Annotated in this window: 23 protein-coding genes and 1 pseudogene; 8 read left to right on the forward strand and 16 right to left on the reverse strand. The window is 64.6% G+C overall.

Going from position 1 to position 22,065, the window contains the following annotated elements; translation table 11 throughout:
- Nucleotides 1–166: 166 nt before the first annotated feature.
- The 8 genes from NYR54_RS10510 to NYR54_RS10545 form a co-directional block, all read right to left on the reverse strand.
- Complete coding sequence (locus tag NYR54_RS10510) at nt 167–2,227, reverse strand: ASKHA domain-containing protein (RefSeq protein WP_261515595.1); 2,061 nt, start codon at nt 2,225–2,227, stop codon at nt 167–169.
- An 84-nt stretch (nt 2,228–2,311) separates the two neighbouring features.
- Nucleotides 2,312–3,295 (reverse strand): methyltetrahydrofolate cobalamin methyltransferase, encoded by a 984-nt coding sequence (locus tag NYR54_RS10515; RefSeq protein WP_261515596.1) that lies wholly within the window; start codon nt 3,293–3,295, stop codon nt 2,312–2,314.
- Between the two features lie 184 nt (nt 3,296–3,479).
- Entirely contained in the window at nt 3,480–4,580 is a 1,101-nt protein-coding gene (locus NYR54_RS10520) for a methylenetetrahydrofolate reductase (RefSeq protein WP_261515597.1), read from the reverse strand.
- Nucleotides 4,577–5,176: a methylenetetrahydrofolate reductase C-terminal domain-containing protein gene (locus NYR54_RS10525; RefSeq protein WP_261515598.1), complete on the reverse strand. Its 600-nt coding sequence runs from the start codon at nt 5,174–5,176 to the stop codon at nt 4,577–4,579. Before NYR54_RS10525 ends, NYR54_RS10520 begins: the two co-directional genes overlap by 4 nt.
- The gene (locus NYR54_RS10530) at nt 5,163–5,465 is read right to left on the reverse strand and encodes a virulence factor (RefSeq protein ID WP_261515599.1); all 303 of its coding nucleotides are present in this window, start codon (nt 5,463–5,465) and stop codon (nt 5,163–5,165) included. The genes NYR54_RS10525 and NYR54_RS10530 overlap by 14 nt, the downstream gene beginning before the upstream one ends.
- 104 nt (nt 5,466–5,569) lie before the next feature.
- On the reverse strand, nt 5,570–6,241 hold the full coding sequence (locus tag NYR54_RS10535; protein WP_261515600.1) for an exopolysaccharide biosynthesis protein: 672 nt from the start codon (nt 6,239–6,241) through the stop codon (nt 5,570–5,572).
- 32 nt (nt 6,242–6,273) lie between these two features.
- A complete protein-coding gene (locus NYR54_RS10540) occupies nt 6,274–6,816 on the reverse strand; it encodes a DUF4893 domain-containing protein (protein ID WP_261515640.1) in 543 nt (180 codons plus the stop codon).
- A 242-nt stretch (nt 6,817–7,058) separates the two neighbouring features.
- Nucleotides 7,059–7,706, reverse strand: coding sequence for a DUF1638 domain-containing protein (locus NYR54_RS10545; protein WP_261515601.1), 648 nt, complete (start codon nt 7,704–7,706; stop codon nt 7,059–7,061).
- A 50-nt stretch (nt 7,707–7,756) separates the two neighbouring features.
- Here NYR54_RS10545 and NYR54_RS10550 point away from each other — a divergent pair, with 50 nt between their 5' ends.
- The gene (locus NYR54_RS10550) at nt 7,757–7,918 is read left to right on the forward strand and encodes an entericidin domain-containing protein (protein ID WP_261515602.1); all 162 of its coding nucleotides are present in this window, start codon (nt 7,757–7,759) and stop codon (nt 7,916–7,918) included.
- A 14-nt stretch (nt 7,919–7,932) separates the two neighbouring features.
- On the opposite strand, the gene NYR54_RS10555 is transcribed toward NYR54_RS10550, so the two are convergent.
- Nucleotides 7,933–8,634 (reverse strand): corrinoid protein, encoded by a 702-nt coding sequence (locus tag NYR54_RS10555; RefSeq protein WP_261515603.1) that lies wholly within the window; start codon nt 8,632–8,634, stop codon nt 7,933–7,935.
- A 246-nt stretch (nt 8,635–8,880) separates the two neighbouring features.
- Between NYR54_RS10555 and NYR54_RS10560 the strand changes: the two genes are divergently transcribed.
- From NYR54_RS10560 to NYR54_RS10580, 5 genes are all read left to right on the forward strand, one after another.
- Nucleotides 8,881–9,348 (forward strand): hypothetical protein, encoded by a 468-nt coding sequence (locus NYR54_RS10560; protein ID WP_261515604.1) that lies wholly within the window; start codon nt 8,881–8,883, stop codon nt 9,346–9,348.
- A 12-nt stretch (nt 9,349–9,360) separates the two neighbouring features.
- Nucleotides 9,361–9,762, forward strand: a complete 402-nt coding sequence (locus tag NYR54_RS10565; RefSeq protein ID WP_261515605.1) for a hypothetical protein — start codon at nt 9,361–9,363, stop codon at nt 9,760–9,762.
- Nucleotides 9,732–10,199, forward strand: coding sequence for a hypothetical protein (locus tag NYR54_RS10570; protein ID WP_261515606.1), 468 nt, complete (start codon nt 9,732–9,734; stop codon nt 10,197–10,199). The genes NYR54_RS10565 and NYR54_RS10570 overlap by 31 nt, the downstream gene beginning before the upstream one ends.
- A 132-nt stretch (nt 10,200–10,331) precedes the next feature.
- Nucleotides 10,332–11,927, forward strand: coding sequence for a trimethylamine methyltransferase family protein (locus NYR54_RS10575; protein ID WP_261515607.1), 1,596 nt, complete (start codon nt 10,332–10,334; stop codon nt 11,925–11,927).
- Nucleotides 11,928–12,017: 90 nt separating this feature from the next.
- Entirely contained in the window at nt 12,018–12,653 is a 636-nt protein-coding gene (locus tag NYR54_RS10580; protein ID WP_261515608.1) for a LysE family translocator, read from the forward strand.
- A gap of 47 nt (nt 12,654–12,700) precedes the next feature.
- On the opposite strand, the pseudogene NYR54_RS10585 reads toward NYR54_RS10580, so the two are convergent.
- From NYR54_RS10585 to NYR54_RS10600, 4 genes and pseudogenes are all read right to left on the reverse strand, one after another.
- Nucleotides 12,701–12,802 (reverse strand): annotated as a pseudogene (locus tag NYR54_RS10585) (SAM-dependent methyltransferase); the annotation flags it as partial.
- Between the two features lie 223 nt (nt 12,803–13,025).
- On the reverse strand, nt 13,026–14,039 hold the full coding sequence (gene bmt / locus NYR54_RS10590; RefSeq protein ID WP_261515609.1) for a betaine--homocysteine S-methyltransferase: 1,014 nt from the start codon (nt 14,037–14,039) through the stop codon (nt 13,026–13,028).
- A gap of 58 nt (nt 14,040–14,097) precedes the next feature.
- Nucleotides 14,098–14,274 (reverse strand): hypothetical protein, encoded by a 177-nt coding sequence (locus NYR54_RS10595; protein WP_261515610.1) that lies wholly within the window; start codon nt 14,272–14,274, stop codon nt 14,098–14,100.
- Between the two features lie 46 nt (nt 14,275–14,320).
- Nucleotides 14,321–15,169, reverse strand: a complete 849-nt coding sequence (locus NYR54_RS10600; protein WP_261515611.1) for a helix-turn-helix domain-containing protein — start codon at nt 15,167–15,169, stop codon at nt 14,321–14,323.
- Between the two features lie 169 nt (nt 15,170–15,338).
- On the opposite strand from NYR54_RS10600, the gene NYR54_RS10605 reads away from it, so the two are divergent.
- Nucleotides 15,339–16,373 (forward strand): fatty acid desaturase, encoded by a 1,035-nt coding sequence (locus tag NYR54_RS10605; RefSeq protein WP_261515612.1) that lies wholly within the window; start codon nt 15,339–15,341, stop codon nt 16,371–16,373.
- Nucleotides 16,374–16,410: 37 nt separating this feature from the next.
- Nucleotides 16,411–17,217: a phosphate/phosphite/phosphonate ABC transporter substrate-binding protein gene (locus NYR54_RS10610; protein ID WP_261515613.1), complete on the forward strand. Its 807-nt coding sequence runs from the start codon at nt 16,411–16,413 to the stop codon at nt 17,215–17,217.
- Here NYR54_RS10610 and NYR54_RS10615 read toward each other — a convergent pair whose 3' ends face one another.
- The 3 genes from NYR54_RS10615 to NYR54_RS10625 form a co-directional block, all read right to left on the reverse strand.
- A complete protein-coding gene (locus tag NYR54_RS10615) occupies nt 17,218–19,770 on the reverse strand; it encodes a GcvT family protein (protein WP_261515614.1) in 2,553 nt (850 codons plus the stop codon). It abuts the gene before it with no gap.
- Nucleotides 19,767–20,255: an endonuclease domain-containing protein gene (locus tag NYR54_RS10620; RefSeq protein WP_261515615.1), complete on the reverse strand. Its 489-nt coding sequence runs from the start codon at nt 20,253–20,255 to the stop codon at nt 19,767–19,769. Before NYR54_RS10620 ends, NYR54_RS10615 begins: the two co-directional genes overlap by 4 nt.
- Nucleotides 20,256–20,406: 151 nt before the next feature.
- Nucleotides 20,407–21,984, reverse strand: coding sequence for a trimethylamine methyltransferase family protein (locus NYR54_RS10625; RefSeq protein WP_261515616.1), 1,578 nt, complete (start codon nt 21,982–21,984; stop codon nt 20,407–20,409).
- Between the last annotated feature and the right edge of the window lie 81 nt (nt 21,985–22,065).

Below are 22,065 nucleotides of genomic sequence, written 5' to 3' on the forward strand. Positions count from 1 at the left end.
TCCCGCATCTGACGCTCCCTCCTGTTTGGGACTGGGTTAGCGGGCGATGGGATACCGCCCGCTGCACCGGCCTGGAAATGAGGCCGTTCTGGAAAGTGGGAGGCTGGCATCCGTCCGGTCCTTCCGGGCTGCTGAAAGACCGAAGCACCTCGGGGCTTAGATGTCTTCAACGCTTGCGCCTGGCTTCCCGCTCCTCGCGCGAGCGGCGGCGTGGGGCCTCTGTGCCGCCCTCTGCCAGAACCTTCCGCGGCGGAAGCTGCACCTGCTCGGCGAGCTTCGGGTAGGGGTCCACCTTGTTCGGCAGCGCCATGGCGTGGACGAAGTGCTCCTGGAACTTCGGCTCCAGCGCCGTCTCGATCTTTTCGATCTTCCGCACCGTCTCCTCGATCTCGCGCCGGTAGCGCCGGTTGAGCAGCGCCATTCGCGCGCCGGTGCCGGCGGCGTTGCCGACGGCGGAGACGTTTTCCAGCTCACAGTCGGGAATGAGGCCGAGCACCATCGCATAGGTCGGGTCGATGAAGGAGCCGAAGGCGCCGGCGAAGCGGATCGCGTCGACGGTCTCCACGCCCTGCTTTTCCATGAGCAGCTTGGTACCGGCATAAAGGGCCGCCTTGGCGAGCTGGATGGCGCGCACGTCGTTCTGCGTGACCGTGATGCGCGGCTCCCCGTCGTGAAGCAGGTAGGAGAAGGTGCGGCCCTGGCCGATGATGCGCGAGCTTCGCGCGGCAAGCGAACCGTCGATCACCCCGTCCTCGGAGATGATGCCGGAAAGATACATCTCGGCGATTACCTCGATGATGCCCGAGCCGCATATGCCGGTCACGCCCGTGGCGGCTACGGCTTCCTTAAAGCCCGGTTCGTCCGACCACAGCTCCGAGCCGATGACACGGAAGCGGGGCTCCAGCGTTTGGCGGTCGATGCGCACGCGCTCGATGGCGCCCGGCGCGGCGCGCTGGCCCGACGAGATTTCCGCGCCCTCGAAGGCGGGGCCGGTGGGCGAGGAGGCGGCCACCAGCCGCTTGCGGTTGCCAAGCACGATCTCGGCGTTGGTGCCGACATCGACCACGAGCATCATCTGGTCCTGCCGGTGCGGCCCTTCCGAAAGCGTGACAGCCGCCGCATCCGCGCCCACATGGCCTGCGATGCAGGGCAGCACATAAAGCCGCGCGCCGGGATTGAGGCCGAGGCGCAGGTCGTGCGCATGCGCCTTCACCGCGCCGGAAACGGCAAGCGCGAAAGGCGCCCCGCCCAGTTCTGTCGGGTCTATACCGAGGAAAAGGTGGTGCATGATCGGGTTGGCCACGAAGACGGCATCGAGAATGTCCGTGCGCGCCACGCCGCTTTCGACTGTCACCTTGTCGATGAGCTTGGAAATCTCCTGCCGCACCGCCCGCGTCATGGCGATCCGGCCGTCCGGGTTCATCATCACATAGGAGACGCGGCTCATCAGGTCTTCGCCGAAGCGGATCTGCGGGTTGGACGCCCCGGCGGACGCCACGACCCGGCCGGACAGCAGCGAGACCAGATGCATGGCGATGGTCGTGGAGCCGATGTCGCAGGCGATCCCGTAGGCCTCGTTCTTGAGGCCCGGCCAGAGCGCGATGATGCGTGCCGCGTCCTCCTCCTCGTCATGGTGGATGGCCGCCGTGACGGCCCACTTGCCCTCCCGCAGAATCTTCTGAACATCGCCCAAAATGTGAAAATCCGCTTCCAGGCGTCTGTAGCCCCAGTCTTTTTGAAGCTGAGCCTTGAGCCGGTCGAGATCGCCCAGCGGCTTGTGCATGTCGGGCTCGGGCACCTCGACATAGCACAGATGCACGGCCGGATGCCGCTCGATGACGCGGTTGTCGGCGTCCTTGCGCACCACCTGCGCGTTGATCACCGCGTCCTGCGGCACGTCGATGACGAGGTCTCCCTCGATCGTCGCCGAGCAGGAGAGGCGCCGGCCGGCGGGCAACTCGCGCTTTTCGGCATACTGTGCCTCCTTCGGGCCGACGGGGGAGATATGCGCGTTGGACGAGGTGATCTTGTGTTTGGCGAAATGGCCTTCCTGCACCTCGATTTGGCAGCGCCCGCAGGTGGCCCGTCCGCCACACACGCTTTCCACATAGACGCCGAGCTGGCGCGCGGCGTCGAGCACGGTCGTGCCTTTGGGAAAGCGCCCGCGCTTGCCCGAAGGCATGAAGAGGACCAGCGGATGGTCCGTGATGTCGGGCGGCGCGTTCATGGGAGAAGGAACTCCTGACAATCGCGAAGGATCGAGTCGACCGTACCGTGACAGAGCACTATCCCCTCCCGGCAGGTTCCCGTTTCACCCCCGCCCCATCCTTGCCATGCGGGCTTCGCGGCCGCCGCGGCGGCGGCCGGCGGGAGTGGCCGGGGCCTGGCCGTTGCCGTTCCCGGATTCCGCCGCCCCGGAGTTCCCCGCCTGCGCCGGCTGATAGTCGCGGTAGGTCATGATCCAGGTCTGGCAGTTCGCATCCGTGCCGTTCAGCACGTTGGCCGCGCGCACCATCTCCATCTCCTGCGGGCGGCAGGGGTTCATGATGGCGCTCGTCATGCCCGCCCCGATCACCATGGGAATGAAGGCCGCATTGATGCCGTGGCGATGCGGCAGGCCGAAGGAGATGTTGGAAAGCCCGCAGGTGGTGTTAACCTTCAGTTCCTCGCGCAGGCGTCGTACGAGCGCGAAGACCTGCTTGCCCGCCGTTCCCATGGCGCCAACGGGCATGACGAGCGGATCGACAACGATGTCATGCGCGGGAATGCCATAGTCGGCCGCGCGCTGGACGATCTTCTTCGCCACCTCGAAGCGCACGTCCGGGTCTTCCGAAATGCCCGTTTCGTCATTGGAGATCGCCACCACCGGCACGTCGTATTTCTTCACCAGCGGCAGGATTTTTTCGAGCTTCTCCTCCTCGCCGGTCACGGAATTCACGAGCGGCCGGCCCTTGGCGACCTTCAGCGCCGCCTCGATGGCCGCGGAGACGGAGGAGTCGATCGACAGCGGCACATCCACCAGATCCTGCACGATCTGCACCGTCTGAACGAGAAGATCGGGCTCGGTGGCATTGGGATCGACCGCGGTTACGCCGGCGTTCACGTCCAGCATCGAGGCGCCGGCGGCGACCTGTTCCAGCGCGTCCTTCTTCACCGTCTCGAAATTGCCGGCCACCATCTCGGCCGCCAGCTTCTTGCGGCCCGTCGGGTTGATGCGCTCGCCGATGACGCAGAAGGGCTGGTCGAAGCCGATCACGACTTCCCTGGTCGCCGAGGCGACAATGGTGCGGGTCATTCACAGTCCTCCAAAGATATAAAGATTTCTTTATATCGTTATCTCGTGTGTTTCAATGGTGGAATGGTGAATAGTGAGTGGTTCGAGGCGGTGCCGAATGTGAATCCGCAGAACGAGGCTCATTCAATGGCCACCGGGGCCCAGGACGGGCTGCCAGCCGCAGTCTCCATTCACAATTCACCATTCACTCTCCAGCCGCATCCTTCACCAGCTCCACTGGCTTCTCGTTCTGGCCTTCCAGAATATGTTCCAGCCGCTCGGCGACCACGGCATCGTCCGGTCCGGGCTCGCGTCTCCAGGGGCGGCGGCCTCTCAGCACGCCGGATTCGTGCACGATTTCCGCCACCAGCTCCTCCTGCCGGTAGGCCATCACATGGATGCCGGAAATGCCCTCGATCTCCTTCACCTCGTTGATGATGTCGATGCAGAGCCGCTTGCCTTCCTTCTTCTGGTCCTGAGCGCCTTCGAGGCGGGCGATGACCGAGTCGGGAATGTGCACGCCCGGCACGTTATTGCGGATCCAGCGCGCTGTTCTCGCCGAGGCGAGCGGGCCGACGCCGATGAGGATGAAGCATTTTTCGTGCAGCCCCATGTCGCGCACGCGCTTCATGTACTCCTTCAGCATCGGGACGTCGAAGCAGTACTGGCTCTGCACGAACTGCGCACCGGCCGCGATCTTCTTGGCCAGCCGATGTGGACGGAAATCATAAGGCGGCGCGAAGGGATTGATGGCTGCGCCGAGGAAAACCGCCGGCGGCGTGGTGAGCTTGCGGCCGGAGAGGAATCGCTCCTCGTCGCGCATGATGCGGATGGTTTCCAGCAGCGACATGGAGTCGAGATCGAAGACCGGCTTTGCGCCCGGCTGGTCGCCCGCCTGCACCCCGTCACCCGTCAGGCATAATATGTTGCAGACGCCCATGGCTGCCGCCCCGAGCACGTCGCCCTGAATGGCGATGCGGTTGCGGTCGCGGCAGGCGATCTGCATGATCGGCGCATAGCCCATGCGGGTGAGCAGCGCGCAGATGCCCATGGACGACATGTGGCAGTTGGCGCCCGAGGCATCGACGGCGTTGATGCCGTCCACCCAGCCGTCGAAGACGGCCGCGCGGTCATAGACATCCTGCGCGTTGGCGCTGTCGGGCGGGTTGAGCTCGGCGGTGACGGCGAACTCGCCGCGCCTGAGGATGCGCTCGAGCCGTCCGCGCGAGGAATGGCCGGGCAGGGGATCGAGCGGCAGGTGGACGCCGTGCGGATTTTCGTCGGGATGGGGCGGACGGCGTATCATGCGTTCTCCCTCTCCTTTTCGCGTTCGGCGGCGGCAAGCGCGGTGACGCGTAGCCAGGCCGAGGTCTCGCGCAGCGACTGGTCCACGGGTTTCTGCACGGCAAGGATCGCATCGCCGTTCCGCATACGCCGCGATCCCTCCCAGGCCTTCACCCACACGCAGGGCATGTCCGGCTCCACCTCGCAGTTCCCGTTGGCGCGCACGCCACCGCAGGGGCCGTTTCTGAGCTGCTTCGGGCAGTTCATGGGGCAGGACATGCCGGTGGAGGAAAGAATGCACTGGCCGCACATGCGGCAGTCGAACATGAAGCCCTTCACGCGCTTTTCGACGAACTTCACCGGCTTTTCGGCGCGGGCGTAGCCCACCGCGTTCCAGACCGGATGCAGCGCCAGAAAGACGTCGGCAAAACGGGCGTAGAACCATTCCAGGAAGCGGGCGTGCCGCACCGACCACAGCCGCATGGTATAGCGGCGCTGCACACGCCGCTGCGGCGAAACGTCGGCCGGGTGATAGGCCGTCCTGTCGCGCTCCCGGCGCACCAGGCTCGCCTGGGTCAGGCGCGTTTCGCCCTTCTGGGAAGGATTACTTTTCGGCATAGCCCCCCGCCTTGACGAGCGCCTTCAGCCGCTCGTCCGTATACTTTTCCTCAAGCGCCTTTGCGGCCTTGTCGGCCTCGGCCTCCAGATCGTCGCTCACCGGCTCCGGCTCGCCGCGCCGCCACTCGGCGAGATAGGCGTCGGTGTCGCGCGCGCCCACGCGCATCGCGCACATGTCGATGGCCTCGGTGAAGCGCAGCGGCAGTTCGCGCTTGGCGCTTTGCCGACCTTTCTTCACGATGACCTGGACTGGAATGTCGCGCCAGTAGACGACGATCAGATCGGCCATGGGTCTTCTTCCTTTTTCTTTCGGGAGCTTTGCCGCATGCGCCGCAGACCCGCTTGCTGCGGCACGACGCGAGTCAATTCAAAAGCGACGCTGGCCCGCCAGTCTCAGCCGATGAGAACGCTGGCCAGTACGCCCGCTCCGCCGACCACCAGTCCGGCGAGCGCGAGCGACAGAATTCCGCTGACGATGGACACGACAAAAAGAACCCCGTCGCGCTCGGAATTGGCCAAGCCCATCAGCACGCACGAGAAGGCCGGAAACCAGTTGCCAAAGGGGATCGGCATCAGGATCGCGAGCGCCAGAACCAGTGTAAGGCAGCCGATCACGCGGTCGGCATGGTCGCGAGCGAAGGGCCAGTAGCGGGGGCGGATGAACCGCTCCACCCATCGCATCTTCGGCACCAGCCGTTCGCTCAGGTGACGGAACTGCTCAGCTGCCATGGACTTCTCGAGGATGAAGCGGGGCAGCCACGCGGTCCGTCGGCCAAGAGCCATCTGAACGGAGATCAGCACAAGGGGGATGCCGGTGATGAACGTGCTGCCCGGCGGCAGCGGAAGCAGGTTGACGAGGGCGAAGAAGACGAGGAGCGTGGCAAAGCTGCGGTCGCCAAGCGCATCGCGCAACTGCTCCACCGTGATCCTGTCGTCGACCGCGTGCGCAAGTTCCTCGAAGATGCTCGACAGGCGGCGAGGCGGCGAGCCCGCTTTGCCTGCCCTCGAGACCGTCTCCAGCGCGCTACCCTCCGCTTTCACACCGCATCCGTATTTCTGCGCCATCTACTCACAGAATCTTACAGAACTGCAACAAATCATTGCGAGCGGCGGAATTCAAGAATGTCGAGCTTGGATTCGCGAGCAGGCGCAGGGAAGGCGATGTGCCATTGTGCCTCGCTGTCTCGAAAGGCATAGCCCGCCTGGTCGCTCTCGGGCCCCGCGCCATAGGGCGGCGGTTCGTCTCCGGCCACGAAGTACGACCCCAGATAGATCAGTCGCTCGTCTCCATCGGTGAAGAACCGGCCCTGCGTGCGCTGCGAGCCGGAAACCTTCTCCAGCACCCAGCCCGACCCGTCGTCGGAGACGCGGCACCGGAACCAGTCGTAGATGACGAGGGGAGAAATGCCGCCCGCCTTGATGGTCCGGCATTGCCACTCGCCGGTTAGGTCGAAATCGCTGAAGGAGAGGGCAGGTCGGGCGATGATCTCTCCCAGAACCGCGATGTCCTCCGGCGCGCCGCCTGCGCGGGCCTCCTCCAGGGCTTTCGCGCTTATGGCCTCGTACGCGTCGAGGCGCGCTGCATCAGCATAGGTGATGATCTGGAGTACGGTGTCTTTCGTAAAGCCCTCCATCTCCATGAAGGCCTTCTGCTGCGACAGGGTCTCAAGGGCCTTGCCGGATTGCGCCTGCGCTGCGGCGAGCGCGGCGGCGGACAGCGCCAGAGCACCAAGAACCACGCGCAAGATCATTGGAACTCCCCAAATGTCTGCGGACTGAAAAGCAAAGTGGCTACCGGTTTTCCGTTCGGAGTTACAAAAATAAAAACGCAAGTCATTTCCGCGTTCGCAAGAACGCCGAGTTAAATATGCATTCTTTGCAGCTATTTCGTGACGGCGGCCTGCCGGCCCGTTGCTTGCGCGGCCGCGCGGTTCAGGGCGGAGGTGAGGTCTCCATAGCCGGTCGGCCGCCTCTCATAGGCAAGGCCTAGAAGCCGGGCAGCGTCCTCCGCAACGCGGTCGAGCTTGGGATCGTCGGTCTGGGCGAGATAGACGAGCTTCTCGTAATTGCCGAAAAAGTCCTGGATCAATTCGGGATGCCGGTCGAGCGCAAGCGGCTTCAGGAAGAAAGCCTCAAAGTGCCGGCAAAGGAAGTCGGTCATGTAGAAGGACATCATGTCCTCCTCTTCCCGCGCGGCGAACGCTTCGAGCCCCTGATAGAAGGCAAAGCAGTGAGGGCCCGCGATGCGCTCGACGCCGTGGCGCTCGCACACGCTGTCGAGCTTTCCGCCGGTGCCGCAATCGGCATAGCCCACGAAGATGTGGCGGTAGCCCTCCTGCTTCGCCTTGATGATGGCCGCATCGAGGGCAGGGGGAATGCGGTCCGGGCGGTAATGATATTCGGCAGGCAGGCAGGTCAGTTCCAGATGGTCGAGACCGAGCTTCTCGCGGACGGCCAGCACCTCACGGGCGATCATCCCGCAGCCGATCACCAGAACTTTTTCCGGTACGGCGCGTTCTTGGCCTGTCATCTGCACTTGTCCCTTGCGCTGCGGCGCATCCAACCCAGGGAGGCTACCCCATGCATGCCAGCATCATCGCCCGCATATTCGGGCTCATTGCCGTCATAGGCCTTGTGGCGGGCTGTGCCAACACCATTCGCGGTGTGGGCCAGGATACCGCGAATGCCGTGGACGCCACCCAGCAGGCAGGACGGAATGTCGGAAGCGCGGCGCAATACTAGCGCCGCAACTTTCATCAGGCTGTCGCGGCCGCGATGTTGTGCTTGCGCTTCATCAGCGCCTTGGCCGTCTCGACCGCCACCGCAGCATCGCGGCAATAGGCGTCCGCGCCGACTGCCTTTCCGAACTCCTCGTTGAGCGGGGCGCCGCCGACGAGAACGATGAGGTCGTCGCGGATGCCCTTCTCCTTCAGCGTATCGATGACCACCTTCATATAGGGCATCGTAGTGGTGAGCAGCGCCGACATGCCGATGATGTCCGGCTTGTGCTTCTCGATCGCTTCCAGATAGTTCTCGACCGGATTGTTGATGCCGAGGTCGATCACCTCGAAACCGGCGCCTTCCATCATCATGCCGACGAGGTTCTTGCCGATGTCATGGATATCGCCCTTCACCGTGCCGATCACCATCTTGCCCTGCTTGGGCGCGCCGGTTTCCGCCAGGAGCGGGCGCAGAATGGCCATTCCAGCCTTCATCGCATTGGCTGAAAGCAGCACTTCGGGCACGAATAGAATGCCGTCGCGGAAATCCTCGCCGACGATGCGCATGCCCTCCACAAGAGCCTGGGTCAGCACATCATAGGGTGCCCAGCCGCGCTCCAGCAGGATGCGCGTGCCCTCTTCGATCTCCTCCTTCAGCCCGTCATAGAGATCGTCGTGCATCTGCTGCACAAGTTCGTCGTCGGGAAGTTCTGAGAGAATGATTTCGTCGTCCGACATGCAAATGGCTCCTGCCTTCCCCGCCATCCGGCGGCAGGCCTTCTAAATAAGGCCTCCGGTCGCGCATTCCATAGCCAATTTACGACGCCTTGCAAAAGGAAAGCGACCGGAAGAGGGCAGGTGGGAGGGCTGTCGGGCGACATGCAACTTTAAGTTTTAAAAAAAATCACTCTGCCATCTAAACGAAACATTACAGGGCGGATGCTAGGGGAGATGTGCAGGGGGGCTTGCGTAGAGGAGCGAACTATGAAGAAGCCTCTCCTGATCGCCGCCATGCTGACGGTCTCCGCCGGTGCCGCAAGCGCCGCTTCCGAAACGATGACCTTCACCGGAACCGTCAGCGCGACCTGCCAGATCACGATCGACTCGGGCGGTGTCCTTGGAGCCAGCGCCGATCTGATGACCCTGAGCACGACGGAGGCCGGGGGCTCGGCCGGTACGGCGACCATTCAGGCATCGGATTCCAGCTTCCAGGTCACCGCCGTGGCCCCTGCCTCGTTCACGAGCGCACCCGCCGGCGGCAACACGGGCGTCACCTTCGCCGCCCTCTACAGCGCATCCGGAGCTACAACGGCCACGGAGGTGGACGGATCGGTGCCCACCGCGCTTGAGGCCGGCCTGACCAACCTGTCGGTCGATCTGGAGGCGACCAAGAGCGACGGGGCTTTCCCCGCCGGCGAATATTCGGCCGACGTGACGATCACCTGTGAATAGGAGGTGAGCGGGATGAGAGCGGGCCTGCTCGTTCGGTTGGTGACGGCCGCCATGTCGGCTGTCTGCGCTTTGGCCGGGGACGCCGGGGCGCAATCGATGACGCCCATGCGCGGAGAGATCACGAGCTTCACCGACTCGTTTGCGGTCCGCGTCTTCCCGCGCAATCCGTACCGCCACCGCATCCGGGTGGCGGTACGGGTCTACGATGAGAAGTTCCGCCCCGTCGAAGCCCGGGTCTGGCCGAGCGACATCACGCTGGGCGCGGGCGAATCACGGCCCGTCACCGTGGTCGTGGGGTTCGGCGGCGCGCGCGAAAGGCGGGTTCGCATCTGCACGGAAAGCATTCCCTTTCCAAACAAGCAAACCAGGATAAGGGCGCAGGTATGCGGACGTTTTCTCGCAAGGCGTTTCTAGCGGCCGCGGTCCTTGCGGCTGCCTCCTCGATCATCCTGCAGGCCTCGGCCGATGACCGTGTCTATGTCGTCAACCAGAACCAGACGGGCATGAACCTTCCCGGCGTGGCTGTCCCACATGGCTATGACGAGGTGCGCGCTGCGGACGGCACCACCTGCCGCTCCGCGCTGGGCGGTTCGGGCGCCTATTTCGATTCGGGCATCATCGGCAGCGACCTCAACGGGGGCCGTGACTCGTTCTCGGCTTATGGCCGGCTGGTCGTGCCTTTGGGCAGAACCCCCGCGCGCCTCGATTGCCAGCAGCTCTACCAGCTGGAGCTGGAGCGTTTGAGGCTCGAAGTGCAGCTGCTCAAGCGCGGGCTCGATCCGCGGCTGAGCAGCAGCGTCTCGGGAGCCGATTGGGTTTCCGACGGCGGCTGGACGCGGGAGGCGCAGTGATCCGGGCCACTGCCGCTCTCAATGCGACACGCTCTGGCGCTTGCTGACCGTTCGCGGCCCTCCGCTTCGATAGGATATTGTCGAAGAGTGCCGGTCAAACCGGCATTCCGGAGTGCATCGAGGACAAGTGCCATGAATCACGACCTGCGCCTGGAACAGGACGGGCAGGCAGCAGCAAGCGCGGGCGGACGCGCCCGCGGCAGCCGGGGAGAACGTGGCGGCGCGGCAGCCCGCCGTGCGGCTAGAGGCGGCAGCGGGCCGGGCCGGCAGCTCACCTATATCCGGCGCAGCCTGCCCCCTTACGAAGTGCTCTCAGAGGAAGGGCTCGCGCTCATCGAGGCCAATGCGGACACGGTGCTCCAGGAAGTCGGCATCGAGTTCCGCGACGATCCGGAGGCGCTGAAGCTCTGGAAGGATGCCGGAGCCGACGTGCAGGGCGAGCGCGTGCGCTTTCCTAAAGGCCTGTGCCGAGAGCTTCTGAAGACGGCGCCGTCGCGCTACGTCCAGCATGCGCGCAATCCGGAGCGCTCGGTCGAGATCGGCGGCGACACCACCGTCTTCGCCCCCGTCTATGGGCCGCCCTTCGTTCGCGATCTCGACGGTGTGCGCCGCTATGCGACCATTGAGGATTTCCGCAATTTCGTGAAGCTCGCCTACATGGCGCCCTCGATCCATCACTCCGGCGGCACGGTATGCGAGCCGGTGGATGTGCCGGTCAACAAGCGCCATCTCGATATGGTCTACGCCCACATCCGCTACTCAGACAAACCCTTCATGGGCTCGGTGACCGCGCCGGAGCGCGCCGAGGATACGGTGGCGATGGCGAAGATCCTGTTCGGCGACGATTTCGTCGAGAACAACACGGTGATCACCAGCCTGATCAACGCCAACTCGCCCATGGTCTTCGACGAGACGATGCTGGGCGCGGCCAAGGTCTACGCCCGCCACAACCAGGCCTGCATCATCACGCCCTTCATCCTGGCGGGCGCCATGAGCCCGGTAACGGTGGCGGGCACGCTCACCCAGATCCTCGCCGAGGTGCTTGCGGGCGCCGCCTTCACGCAGCTCGTGCGGCCCGGCGCGCCGGTGATCTTCGGCACCTTCGCCTCCTCGATCTCCATGCAGTCTGGCGCGCCGACCTTCGGCACGCCAGAGCCTTCGCTGGTTTCCTACGGCGCTGCGCAGCTCGCGCGGCGGCTCGGGCTGCCGTTCCGTACCGGCGGCTCGCTCACGGCCTCGAAGATCGCGGACGCGCAGGCCGCCTACGAAAGCGCCAACACGCTGAATTCCACCATGCTAGCCGGCACGAATTTCGTGCTGCATGCGGCGGGCTGGCTCGAGGGCGGCCTCGTCTCCTGCTACGAGAAATTCATGATGGATGTCGACCAGCTCGGCATGCAGCAGCGCCTCGCCGAAGGCGTCGATCTTTCCGAGAACGGTCAGGCGATGGATGCCATCCGCGAGGTCGGGCCGGGCAGCCATTATCTCGGCTGCGCGCACACGCAGGCGAATTTCCAGACGGCCTTCTACCGCTCTTCGATCGCCGACAACAATTCTTACGAGCAGTGGGCGGCCGAAGGGGAGAAGGCGGCGCACCAGCGCGCCAATGCGCTCGCCCGCAGCTGGCTCGAAGCCTACCAGGCGCCGCCGCTGGACGAGGGAATCGACGAGGCGCTTAGGGATTTCATCGCCCGGCGCAAGGCGGAAATGCCCGATGCCTTTGCGTAAGCGGGCGGCAGAAGCGGCCGCACATTCCCGTTGCGCGGCAGCCGGAGCCGGTGCTTTATTGGCGCGTTCTCATGCGCGCCAGGAGCACAAATGGAATCTGCCCTTTTGCTGATCAGCGTTTTCGCCGTCTTTATTCCGGCGCTCATCCTGCCGGGGCCTGATTTCGTGGCCGTTGTGCGCTCGTCCATGAGCCGGGGAACGGCCGCAGGTATTCGCACCACCGCCGGTGTGTCGCTCGGCCTTGGGTTTTACGCCACGCTCAGCATGCTCGGCCTCTCGGCCGTCCTCACGCAGTATCAATGGCTCGCCTGGGCGGTCCGTATCGCCGGCGGCCTTTATCTCATCTATCTCGGCATTCGCCTGATCGTGACCAAAGCCGAGCAGCTTGAGATTGGGCAGACGGAGGGCAGGGCCGGGACAAACCCGTTCCTGTTCGGCCTCGGCGTGACGCTCACGAACCCGAAGGCCATCGTGCTGTTTGCCAGCGTCTTTGCCACGGCTATGACGGCGGACACGCCGGGATGGCTGATGGCGCTGATGGTCGGGCTCGTGATGGCGAGCGCCTTCGCCTGGTACAGCTTTGTAAGCCTGTGCATGTCCTTTGCCCCGGTTATCCGGGCTTTCGGCGGCGCCCGTCACTGGATCGAACGGGTTGCCGGCGCCTGCTTCGTCGCGATCGGCGGCCGCATTCTCGCCGACAGCCGCAGTCCGCTCGCCGCGATGTAGAGACGGGTGCCTTCCGGCTGAACCGGACCGCGTTGTGTTCGGAGACAGAGCCTTGCTTCGGGGATCAGGTTGAATGGCGTCTCGAAAGCGCGGCGGAAACGCCTGAAGCACGCCTTGCGGAAAATGTTCGCGAGCCGCGCCTCTGCAGACGGGTTAATCAATGCGGCCTCATAGATTAGGTCGTCTGGTGTTCGGCTGTTGCGATAAGCGACAGCGGTGTCGATGTTGTCGTATGGAAGGTCGCGTTCAACCTCGATGGCTTGTGGGAAATCTCTCTCTTTTCGAACAACCTCAGCCTCTGTTCGCGGTCCCAGAGTGGGTGTTTCTTTCCCTCTTCAGCAATGATCCGGCCAAAATTGCCTGGGGGCCAATTCACCCCCGCGCGCGCCGGCGCTCCCGGCGGCCGGCGGTTGCCGCACCGCTCTGGCTTGCGGGCTTGTTGCGCATCGGGCCCACGCGCGTCTCGATTTCCTCGACGGTGGGGCGGTGTGCTTTCGCGTGCCCGTCAATGGCTGCGCGCATGGCCGCCAGGTGCGCGAAGGACGTGCCGCAGCAGCCGCCGATGATCCGCGCGCCGCTGTCGACCGCCAGCCGTGCATAGTCGGCCATGATCTCGGGTGTGCCGGAGTAGTGCACCTCCGTGCCGCGGAATTCCGGAACGCCGCAATTGCCCTTGACGATCACGGTGGCCTCGGGCCGGGCGTCCGTCATGTCGAGGAGGGCGGCCAGAATGTCCGGCGCACCGACGCCGCAATTCGCGCCCACCGCGACCGGCTTTTCCGCAAGCCCCTCGGCCACGGCGTGGATGTCCTTCGGCGCAAGTCCCATCATGGTGCGGCCGGCGGTGTCGAAGGAGCCCGTGTAGGTGTAGGGCAGGCCCACGCGGATGGCGGCCTCTGCCGCAGCGCGGATTTCGTCCGGGGCCGACATGGTCTCAATCCAGGCGACCTCCGCGCCGCCCGCCTTCAGCCCTTCGATCTGCTCGGCGAAGGCGTCCACCGCGTCCTCATAGGAGAGCGCCCCCAGAGGCTGCAGAAGCTCGCCGGTCGGGCCGACGGAGCCTGCCACGATCACGCGGCGGCCGGCGCGGTCGGCCACGCGGCGGGCGATCTCGGCCGCCTTGCGGTTCAGCTCGTACACGCGGTCCTGTGCATTGTGCAGCTTCAGGCGATGGCGCGTGCCGCCGAATGAGTTGGTGAGGATGATGTCGGCGCCCGCATCGATGAATCCCCGGTGCAGGGCCTCGATCTTTTCCGGTGCGGTCTCGTTCCAGAGCTCCGGCGCCTCGCCGGATTGGAGCCCCATGGCGAACAGATTGGTTCCCGTGGCGCCGTCGGCCAGAAGCACGCCCTTTTCGGCAAGCAGCGCATCGATGGGGTTCTGCATGGGCGCAAGCCTTCAATGGATAGAATGGATAAGGATATAAAGAAGTCTTTATATGAGGTCAATGGAACTTTGTGGACTTGGCCCCTTCGCAACCTTTCTGAATGATGGAGCGCAGTCTATGAGCAGTCCCGTCATCCTCGCCGCTGAGTTCGTCAAAGAAGGCCTTATCAGCCTTTAGGCCGGTATCCAGGCGGGCGAGCGCATTCACCTTTTGGTTGCGTATTTGCAGCCGCATCCCGGTCTCCCGAAATTCACCTGCATCATATCGCAACCGCCCCGCCTCACTCCAACGGCAGCCTTCTTACGAAATCCGCCGTCTCGTGCGCGTTCACCACGGCGGCGCGGATGAGCCCGTCAAAGTGGCGCGTCAGCGTCACGATGGTCTGCCGCGCGTTCAGCACCAGATACATGCCGCCCATGTAGATGGCGGCGCGGTGAGGGCCGAAGATCGTGTAGGGTGCGGAGAAGCGCCGGCGCCAGTCGAAGAGATAGAGGCGGAAGGAAGGGTAGAGGTCGTCGATCAGCGCTGCCATGTGCTCGAGCTGCGCGGCGCGGATGTCGCGTGGCAGGCCCTCCCAGCGGCCGAGCCCGCGTGCGAAGAGCTCCAGCGTTTGGCGCGGCATGCAGACCTCCATGTCCGTTTCGGGCCTGCGGTTGTAGTCCACCCGGTAGTGCGCCTCGTCGCGCTGAGCCTGACGGTTGGTGCTGGTCGCGTCGGCCTCGAAATCGATCACGGCGTCGCTGCGCAGCAGGTCCGGAATGCCCGAGGGTACGTAGCGGATTTTGGTGCCGATCGCCTCTGCGTGCCATTTGGCAAGCAGCGTGTCGCCGAACCCGCCCTCCGCCTCGGCGATCTCCATGTTCTCGCGCAGCTCGCCCGTCACACCCTCGTCCTCGCTCAGGCCCAGGAGCCAGTCGAGTGAGACCTGGTGGCGGGCGGCGATGTTCATCAGTGTTTCGGCCCTCGGCAGGCGCGTGGAGCCGCCCGCAAGAAGCTGCGAGAGCGCCGACCGGTCGATGCCGACGGCCGCTGCGAAGGCGGACTGATTGAGGCCGGAGCGCTGCAGAAGCCCCTTCAGCCGTTCGCGGAAGAGGCCGGAGAGGTCGCGCTTGTCGATGGCTCCGGTCATGAAGTTCCTCCACACCCCAGGTTGAGGTGAAAGTCCTGCAAAAGTTTATAAAAGTCAACAAGCGTAGAAGATGGTGCGCATTCGCAACGCTTTGTGCGCATTCTCCCGTTGAATCGAAGCCGGGCTCCTGACAATCCTGTGTCAGGAGTTGCGCCGGGAAATTTGGGGTATGGCGCCTTCGATCAGGGATGACATGACGCTAAGGGACAACAGCCGGCGCGGCCGCCCGGCTATTGAGTGGCCGACACTCGCTCTGATTTTCGCCTGCTACGGAGGATGGCTCGCGACAGGCATTTTCCTGTGGCCCGAATGGCCCGTGCCTGCGCTAGCCTTGCTGTCCATCTTCATCGCGCTGCAATCCTCGCTTATGCACGAGTGCCTGCACGGCCACCCCACGCGCAACGCACTCATCAACGAGGCGCTGGTGGGGCTGCCGATCGGACTCGTCTATCCCTACCGCCGCTTCAAGGCGCTGCATCTGCGCCATCATGCCGACGAGCGGCTGACGGATCCGTTCGAGGACCCGGAGAGCTACTACAAGGCGCTGTGGCAGTATGAGGAGCTGCCCGGGGCGATCAAGCTCCTGCTCAGGATCAACAACACCATGGTGGGCCGCTTCGTGCTCGGGCCTCTCATCATGAACGTGGCCTTCTTCGCCTCGGAGGCGAAGCTGATCGCGGCGGGCGACCGGGCGGTTCGCAAGGCCTGGTTGCTGCATTTGATCGGGCTCGCGGTGGTCCTGCCGGTCATCGCCTACGGCTTCGGTATGCCGCTGTGGCTCTACGTGCTGGTGCCGGCCTGGCTCGGCCAGTCGCTGATTTCCGTGCGCACCTTCGCGGAGCATCAGTGGTCGGAGCGGCCGGACGGGCGCACCATCATCGTGGAGCGGTCGCCGCTTGCCTTCCTGTTCCTCAACAACAATCTGCATTTCGTCCATCACAAGCTGCCCACCGTACCCTGGTACAAGCTGCCGGCGCTCTATCGCGAACGGCGCGAGGAATGGCTGCGCATGAATGGCGGCTACGCCTACCCGAACTATTTCTCGCTGCTGAAGGCCTTTGCCTTCCGCGCCAAGGAGCCGGTGCCGCATCCGGTCCTTCACCGCGAGCCGCACCCGGGGCGCGCCTTCCGTCCGCGCGCCCGCGGCCGCTCGTTGACGGGGAACGGTACCGTGCCGGTTCCGGCCGAGCCGCCGAAGGAATAGCTTGCCTTCCGGGTCCAAAAGGCCCGACAAGGCCGATATGAGCTTACGTATCGCCGCCCTTCCCATGTATGACTGGCCCGAAACGCGGGCCGATACCGATGCCGAATGGGCGCGCATCGCTGACGCCCTGCGGCGCGAAGGGATCGACGCGCCTGCAAGGCTCGCCCGGCGCAATGCCGACCTGCCGCCCGTGCCCGGCGGCATAACGGATGCCGAAGGCCGGGTGATTGCACCGGACCCCGCCACCCTGCCGCCTGACGGTTTCGATCTTCCGGTTCTGTGGCGGCACCCCGCACTGCTCTTCGCGCAGACCTGCTGGGGGCCGTTGGAGGCAGGGCTGGAGCCTTACGTGCAGGTGGTCGGCCAGCCGGACTACTCGGCCTATGAAGGCGGGGAGGGAGCGTTCTATTCCAGCGCCATAGTGATGCGGAGTGGTTCTTCCTCCGGTGCGGACGTCGAGGCGCCCGCCGACGGCGCGGCGATCATTGTGCCCGCCCTGTTGCGCGGCAAGCGGCTGGCCTACAGTGAGAAGACATCCATGTCTGGCTTTCTCGCGCTAAAGCGCGATCTGGAAGCTGCGGGCGCGAACTTGTCCGCCTTTTCCGGCATGACCGAGACCGGCTCCCACCGCGCTTCCGTCTTGGCAGTGGCTGAGGACAGGGCGGATGTGTGCGCCGTCGATTGCCGAAGCTGGGCGCTCATGCGGCGGTACGAACCGGCCGCAGAGGCGCTATCCGTCGTCGGCTGGACGGCACGCCGTCTGGGCCTGCCGTTCATCACCAGCCGACGGACTTCGCCCGAGCTTCTTGCAATCCTAAGAAGCGTGACCGGCGTCTTGCCCTGATCACGAGCGCATGCGCTCGCCCTCAGGATCGAAGGGCGGCAGAACGGTGATGCGCGCAGGGCGCCGCCGGCCCAGGATCTCGATCTCGAACAGGCCTTCGCTCTCGTCCTCCGCCAATGCTGCGGGCACATAGCCTTGGGCCATGGATTTCTCCACGAAATGCGCATAGCCGCCGGAGGTGATCCAGCCCACCACGCGCCAGTCCCCGTCAACGATGCCGCCGTCTTTCCTCTCGATCCGCTTTCCGTCGGCGTCGAAGCGCGGCGCGCCGAAGCCGTGCGGCTTCCCGACCGTGCCGAAATCCTTGTCTCCCACCTTCGCCCAGATCGGCTCGTCGCCCATCACATCGGCATCGAGCGCATCGACGATGAAGGAGACGCGGCGCAGCTTCGGCCCGTCGGCCTTCTCCTTCGCAGCCGCCTCGCGGCCGATGAAGTCGTTTTTGTCGAGACGGACGAAGCGGTCCATCGAGCCTTCGAAGGGGCCGTAGATCGGGCGCAGCTCGCGGAACCAGGTGGGGAAGTTCTTCTCAAGCCGCATCGAAAGCAGCGCCCGCATGCCGAAATCGACAATGCCGAACTCCGCACCGGCGTCCTTGATGGCGTCATAGACGCGGCGCTCATAGGCAGGCGGCATCCAGATCTCGTAGCCAAGATCGCCCGTATAGGTGAGGCGGTTTACCATGCAGGGCGCGCCCGCGACATCCATCTCGCGGAAGTCCATGAAGCGGAAGGCCTCCTTCGAGACGTCGGCGTCGGTCAGCTTTTCAAGCACGGCGCGGGATTTCGGCCCGGCGATGGAAAGGCCGACCAGCGTCTGGTCGAAGCGGTGTATGTGCACCGAGCCGTCATCCGGCAAATGCTTCTCGAACCAGCGCATGTGGTATTTCTGCGCCGCCGAGGAACCCCAGATCAGGAAACGCTCCTCGCCGGCACGCGCGATGGTGAAATCGCCGATCAGCTTGCCGAATTCGTTGAGCATGGGCGAAAGGACAATGCGGCCCGCTTTCGGCATGCGGTTCGTCATGAGGCGGTTGAGAAACGCTTCCGCGCCCGACCCCGTCACCTCGTATTTGGCGAAGTTGGCGATCTCGGTGACGCCGACGCCGTTGCGGACGGCGCGCACTTCATTGCCCACATGCTCGAAATCGTTCGAGCGATGGAAGGAGACGATGTCCTTCGGCTCCGTGCCCTTCGGGGCGAACCAGAGCGGCGTTTCGAGCCCCCACGAGTCGCCCATAACTGCGTTGTTGTCGCGCACCATGATGTCATAGAGCGGCGTGGTCTGCGCGGGCCTCGCGGCCGGCAGTTCCTCATTGGGGAAGCGGATCGAGAAGCGGCGCGAATAGTTCTCGCGCACCTTGGCGTTGGTGTAGCGCCGGGTCGCCCATTCGCCGAAGCGGGCCACGTCCATGCCCCACACGTCGAAGCCCGGATCGCCGTTCACCATCCAGTTGGACAGCGCAAGGCCCACGCCGCCGCCCTGGGAGAAGCCGGCCATCACCGCGCAGGCGCACCAGAAATTGGTGAGCCCCTGGACGGGGCCGACCAGCGGGTTGCCGTCCGGCGCGAAGGTGAAGGGGCCGTTGATGATCTGCTTGATGCCGGCCCTTTCAAGCGCCGGGAAGTGGCGGAAGCCCACCTCCAGCGAGGGAGCGATGCGGTCGATGTCGGGCTGAAGGAGCTCGTGGCCGAAATCCCACGGCGTATTGACGGGCGACCACGGCTTGCAGGCCTTTTCATAGGTGCCGAGCAGGATGCCGTTCCGCTCCTGCCTTGTGTAGATCTCGCCCTTGAAGTCGATGACGTGGCAGAGCTCGCGGCCGGTCGCCTTGTTGTACTCGATGACCTCGGGCATGTCTTCGGTCAGCAGATACATGTGCTCCATGGCGAGCACTGGAAGCTCGAGCCCCACCATGCGGCCGATCTCGCGCGCCCACAACCCGCCGGCATTGACCACGTGTTCCGCCTTCACCGTGCCCTGTTCGGTCACCACGTTCCACGTGCCGTCGGGGTCTTGGGTGAGCTCCACCACGCGGTTCCTGAGCACGATCTCCGCGCCCAGCATGCGCGCGGCCTTGGCATAGGCATGTGTGGTGCCGGAGGGGTCGAGATGGCCTTCCACCGGGTCCCACAGCGCGCCCACGAAGTTCGTCTCGTCCATGATCGGGAACATCGCCTTGGCTTCCGACGGCGTGACGAGTTCCGTCTCCATGCCGAGATAGCGCCCCTTGGCGTGCACCTGCCGCAGGAAATCCATGCGCTCGGGCGTGTCGGCCATCTGGAAGCCGCCGACGAGATGCAGCCCGCAGGACTGCCCGGTCAGCTTTTCCAGTTCCTCGTAGAGGCTGATGGTGTAGGCCTGCAGCTTGGCGACGTTGGGATCGCCGTTGAGCGTGTGGAAGCCGCCCGCCGCATGCCAGGTCGAGCCCGATGTCAGCTCCGAGCGTTCGATGAGCAGGATGTCCGTCCACCCGGCTTTCGCCAGATGATATAGCACCGAGCAGCCGACCACGCCGCCGCCGATGACCACTACTTTTGCATGGGATTTCATAAGGTTATGTCCCCGTGTGAAGGTTTTGATTCCGGTTGGATGAAGCGCATGTCAGGCGCTGCGATATCCTCCGTCATACGGCTGTAGAGTGCCGCGAGTATCGTTTCGCAGAGCTGAGTACGGTGCCTCAGCACGTCGGCGTTCCAGAAGCGCAGCACCGAATAGCCCTGCGCGCGCTTGAATTCGTCGCGCCTGCGGTCGTACGCACTGTCCGCATGCTGGCTGCCGTCTTTTTCGACGACGAGCTTCTTCTGGCGGCAGACGAAGTCGGCGAAATATGGTCCGATGGGATATTGGCGAGTGAATTTGCACTCACCCAGCCTGCTTCGCTTCAACTCGAGCCAGAGCAGGGCTTCAGCTTCGTTCCCGGCTTGGCGAAGCCGCCGGGCACGTTTCGTCGTTCCCGCCTTTCGCCGGCTTCGCGTTTGCCCTCCCTTTTCCCCCACTCCGGCCGTTCGGGCCACCTCCTGTGCCGTCGCCGGCATTTCTTTTGCCCAGCGGGCAGATGCGAGGATTTTGTTGTCACTACCGGCTGCGGCCGGTGGTTCCTCTCCCCCGTTCAACGGGGGAGAGGTGGTCCGCGCAGCGGACCGGAGTGGGGGTCGAATGCGTGAGGATCGACCGTCTCGCATCGTCTCAGAAATCCGTCGGCGCGCCGCCCTCGCGGATGCGGCGTTCCACGAACTCGTTGAGCTCTTGGCGGATTGCGGGGTCCATGGGCGGCTCCTCATAGAGCGCAAGCCGCTCCTTCCAGAGCCGGTTCGCCCGCTCGATGGCCGTGGGTGAGCCTGCCTGCGACCACGTCTCGTAGTTGCGCCAGTCCGAGATGATGGGTGAATAGAAGGCGGTCTTGTAGCGCGCCTGGGTGTGGGGCGAACCGAAGAAATGCCCGCCGGGGCCCACTTCGCGGATCGCCTCCATCGCCAGCGCATCTTCCGAAAAATCGAGCGGCTGGAGAAACTCTGCGACCATCTGCAGAAGATCGATGTCGAGCATGATCTTCTCGTAGGAGCAGCACAGGCCCCCCTCGAGCCAGCCGGCCGCGTGCTTCACGAAGTTGGTGCCGCTCTGGATGCAGCCCCAGAGCGAAAACACGCTCTCATAGGCCGCCTGCGCATCGACTGTGTTGGCCGCGCAGGTGTTGGAGCTGCGATAGGGAATACCGTAGCGCCGCGCGAGTTGCCCGCCGATGAGCTGCGCCTTCATGTATTCCGGCGTGCCGAAGGCGGGCGCGCCCGAGCGCATGTCCACATTGGAGGTGAAGCCACCATAGCCGACCGGCGCGCCCTTGCGCACCATCTGCGCGAAGGCAATGCCCGCCAGCGCCTCGGCATTCTGCTCGACAAGTGCGCCGGCAACGGTCACCGGCGCCATGGCCCCGGCGAGTGTGAAGGGCGTAATGATCACCGCCTGCCCGTGCGAAGCCATCTGGATGACACCCTCCAGCATTGGGATGTCGAGCTTCAGCGGCGAGTTGGTGTTGATGATCGTCAGGCAGGACGGTTCGTCGAGCAGTTGCTCGCGGCTTACGCCGCGCGCGATGCGGGCAATCTCGATGCCGTCCACATTGCGCTCGCGGCCGAGCGAATAGACGTGGAATACCTTGTCGGTGAGCGTGGCCATGTCGCGCAGGCATTCCAGGTGCCGAATCGACGGGTGGATGTCGATCGGCTCCACCGGATAGCCGCCGGTGGTGTGGATGATGTTGTGGAGTTGCGCCAGCCGGATGAAATTGCGGAAATCCTGCTGGTTGCCCGGCCGCCGGCCGCGATCGATGTCGGAGCAGTTGGGCGCCGAGCCGATGAGCGCGAAGGCGAGGTTGTTGCCGCCGAGGCGCACATTGTGGGCCGGGTTGCGCGCGTGCAGGGTGAATTCCGAGGGGCAGTGGGCAATCATCTCCATGATCAGCCCGCGGTCGAAATGCACGCGCAGGCTTCCCTCGCGCACATCCGCTCCGTGCCGCTTCATGATGGCGCGCGCCTCGTCGTGCAGCACTTCGAGCCCGATCTCCTCCAGCACCCGCAGCGAGGCGAGATGGATGGCTTCCAGCTCATCCGCCGAGACGATCTCGGTCGGCTGGAAGGGGATGGTGAGCTGTCGGAAGGGAGGCTGCTCGAACGCGCTCGCGGCACCGCGCCGCTTGCCGGCACGCCCACCGCGCCGGGCCTGGCCCGGTTCGGGGCTTGCCTCGATGGAAAGGTCAGGGCCGCTCATGGGTTTGTGCCTCGTTGACGACTGGACATGCGTGGCATCATGGCGCGCGCCGTCTGCCGCCATTGCGGTTCTCGCGACCGA

This window comes from Chelativorans petroleitrophicus, from assembly GCF_025398195.1.
Lineage (GTDB): Bacteria > Pseudomonadota > Alphaproteobacteria > Rhizobiales > Rhizobiaceae > Chelativorans > Chelativorans petroleitrophicus.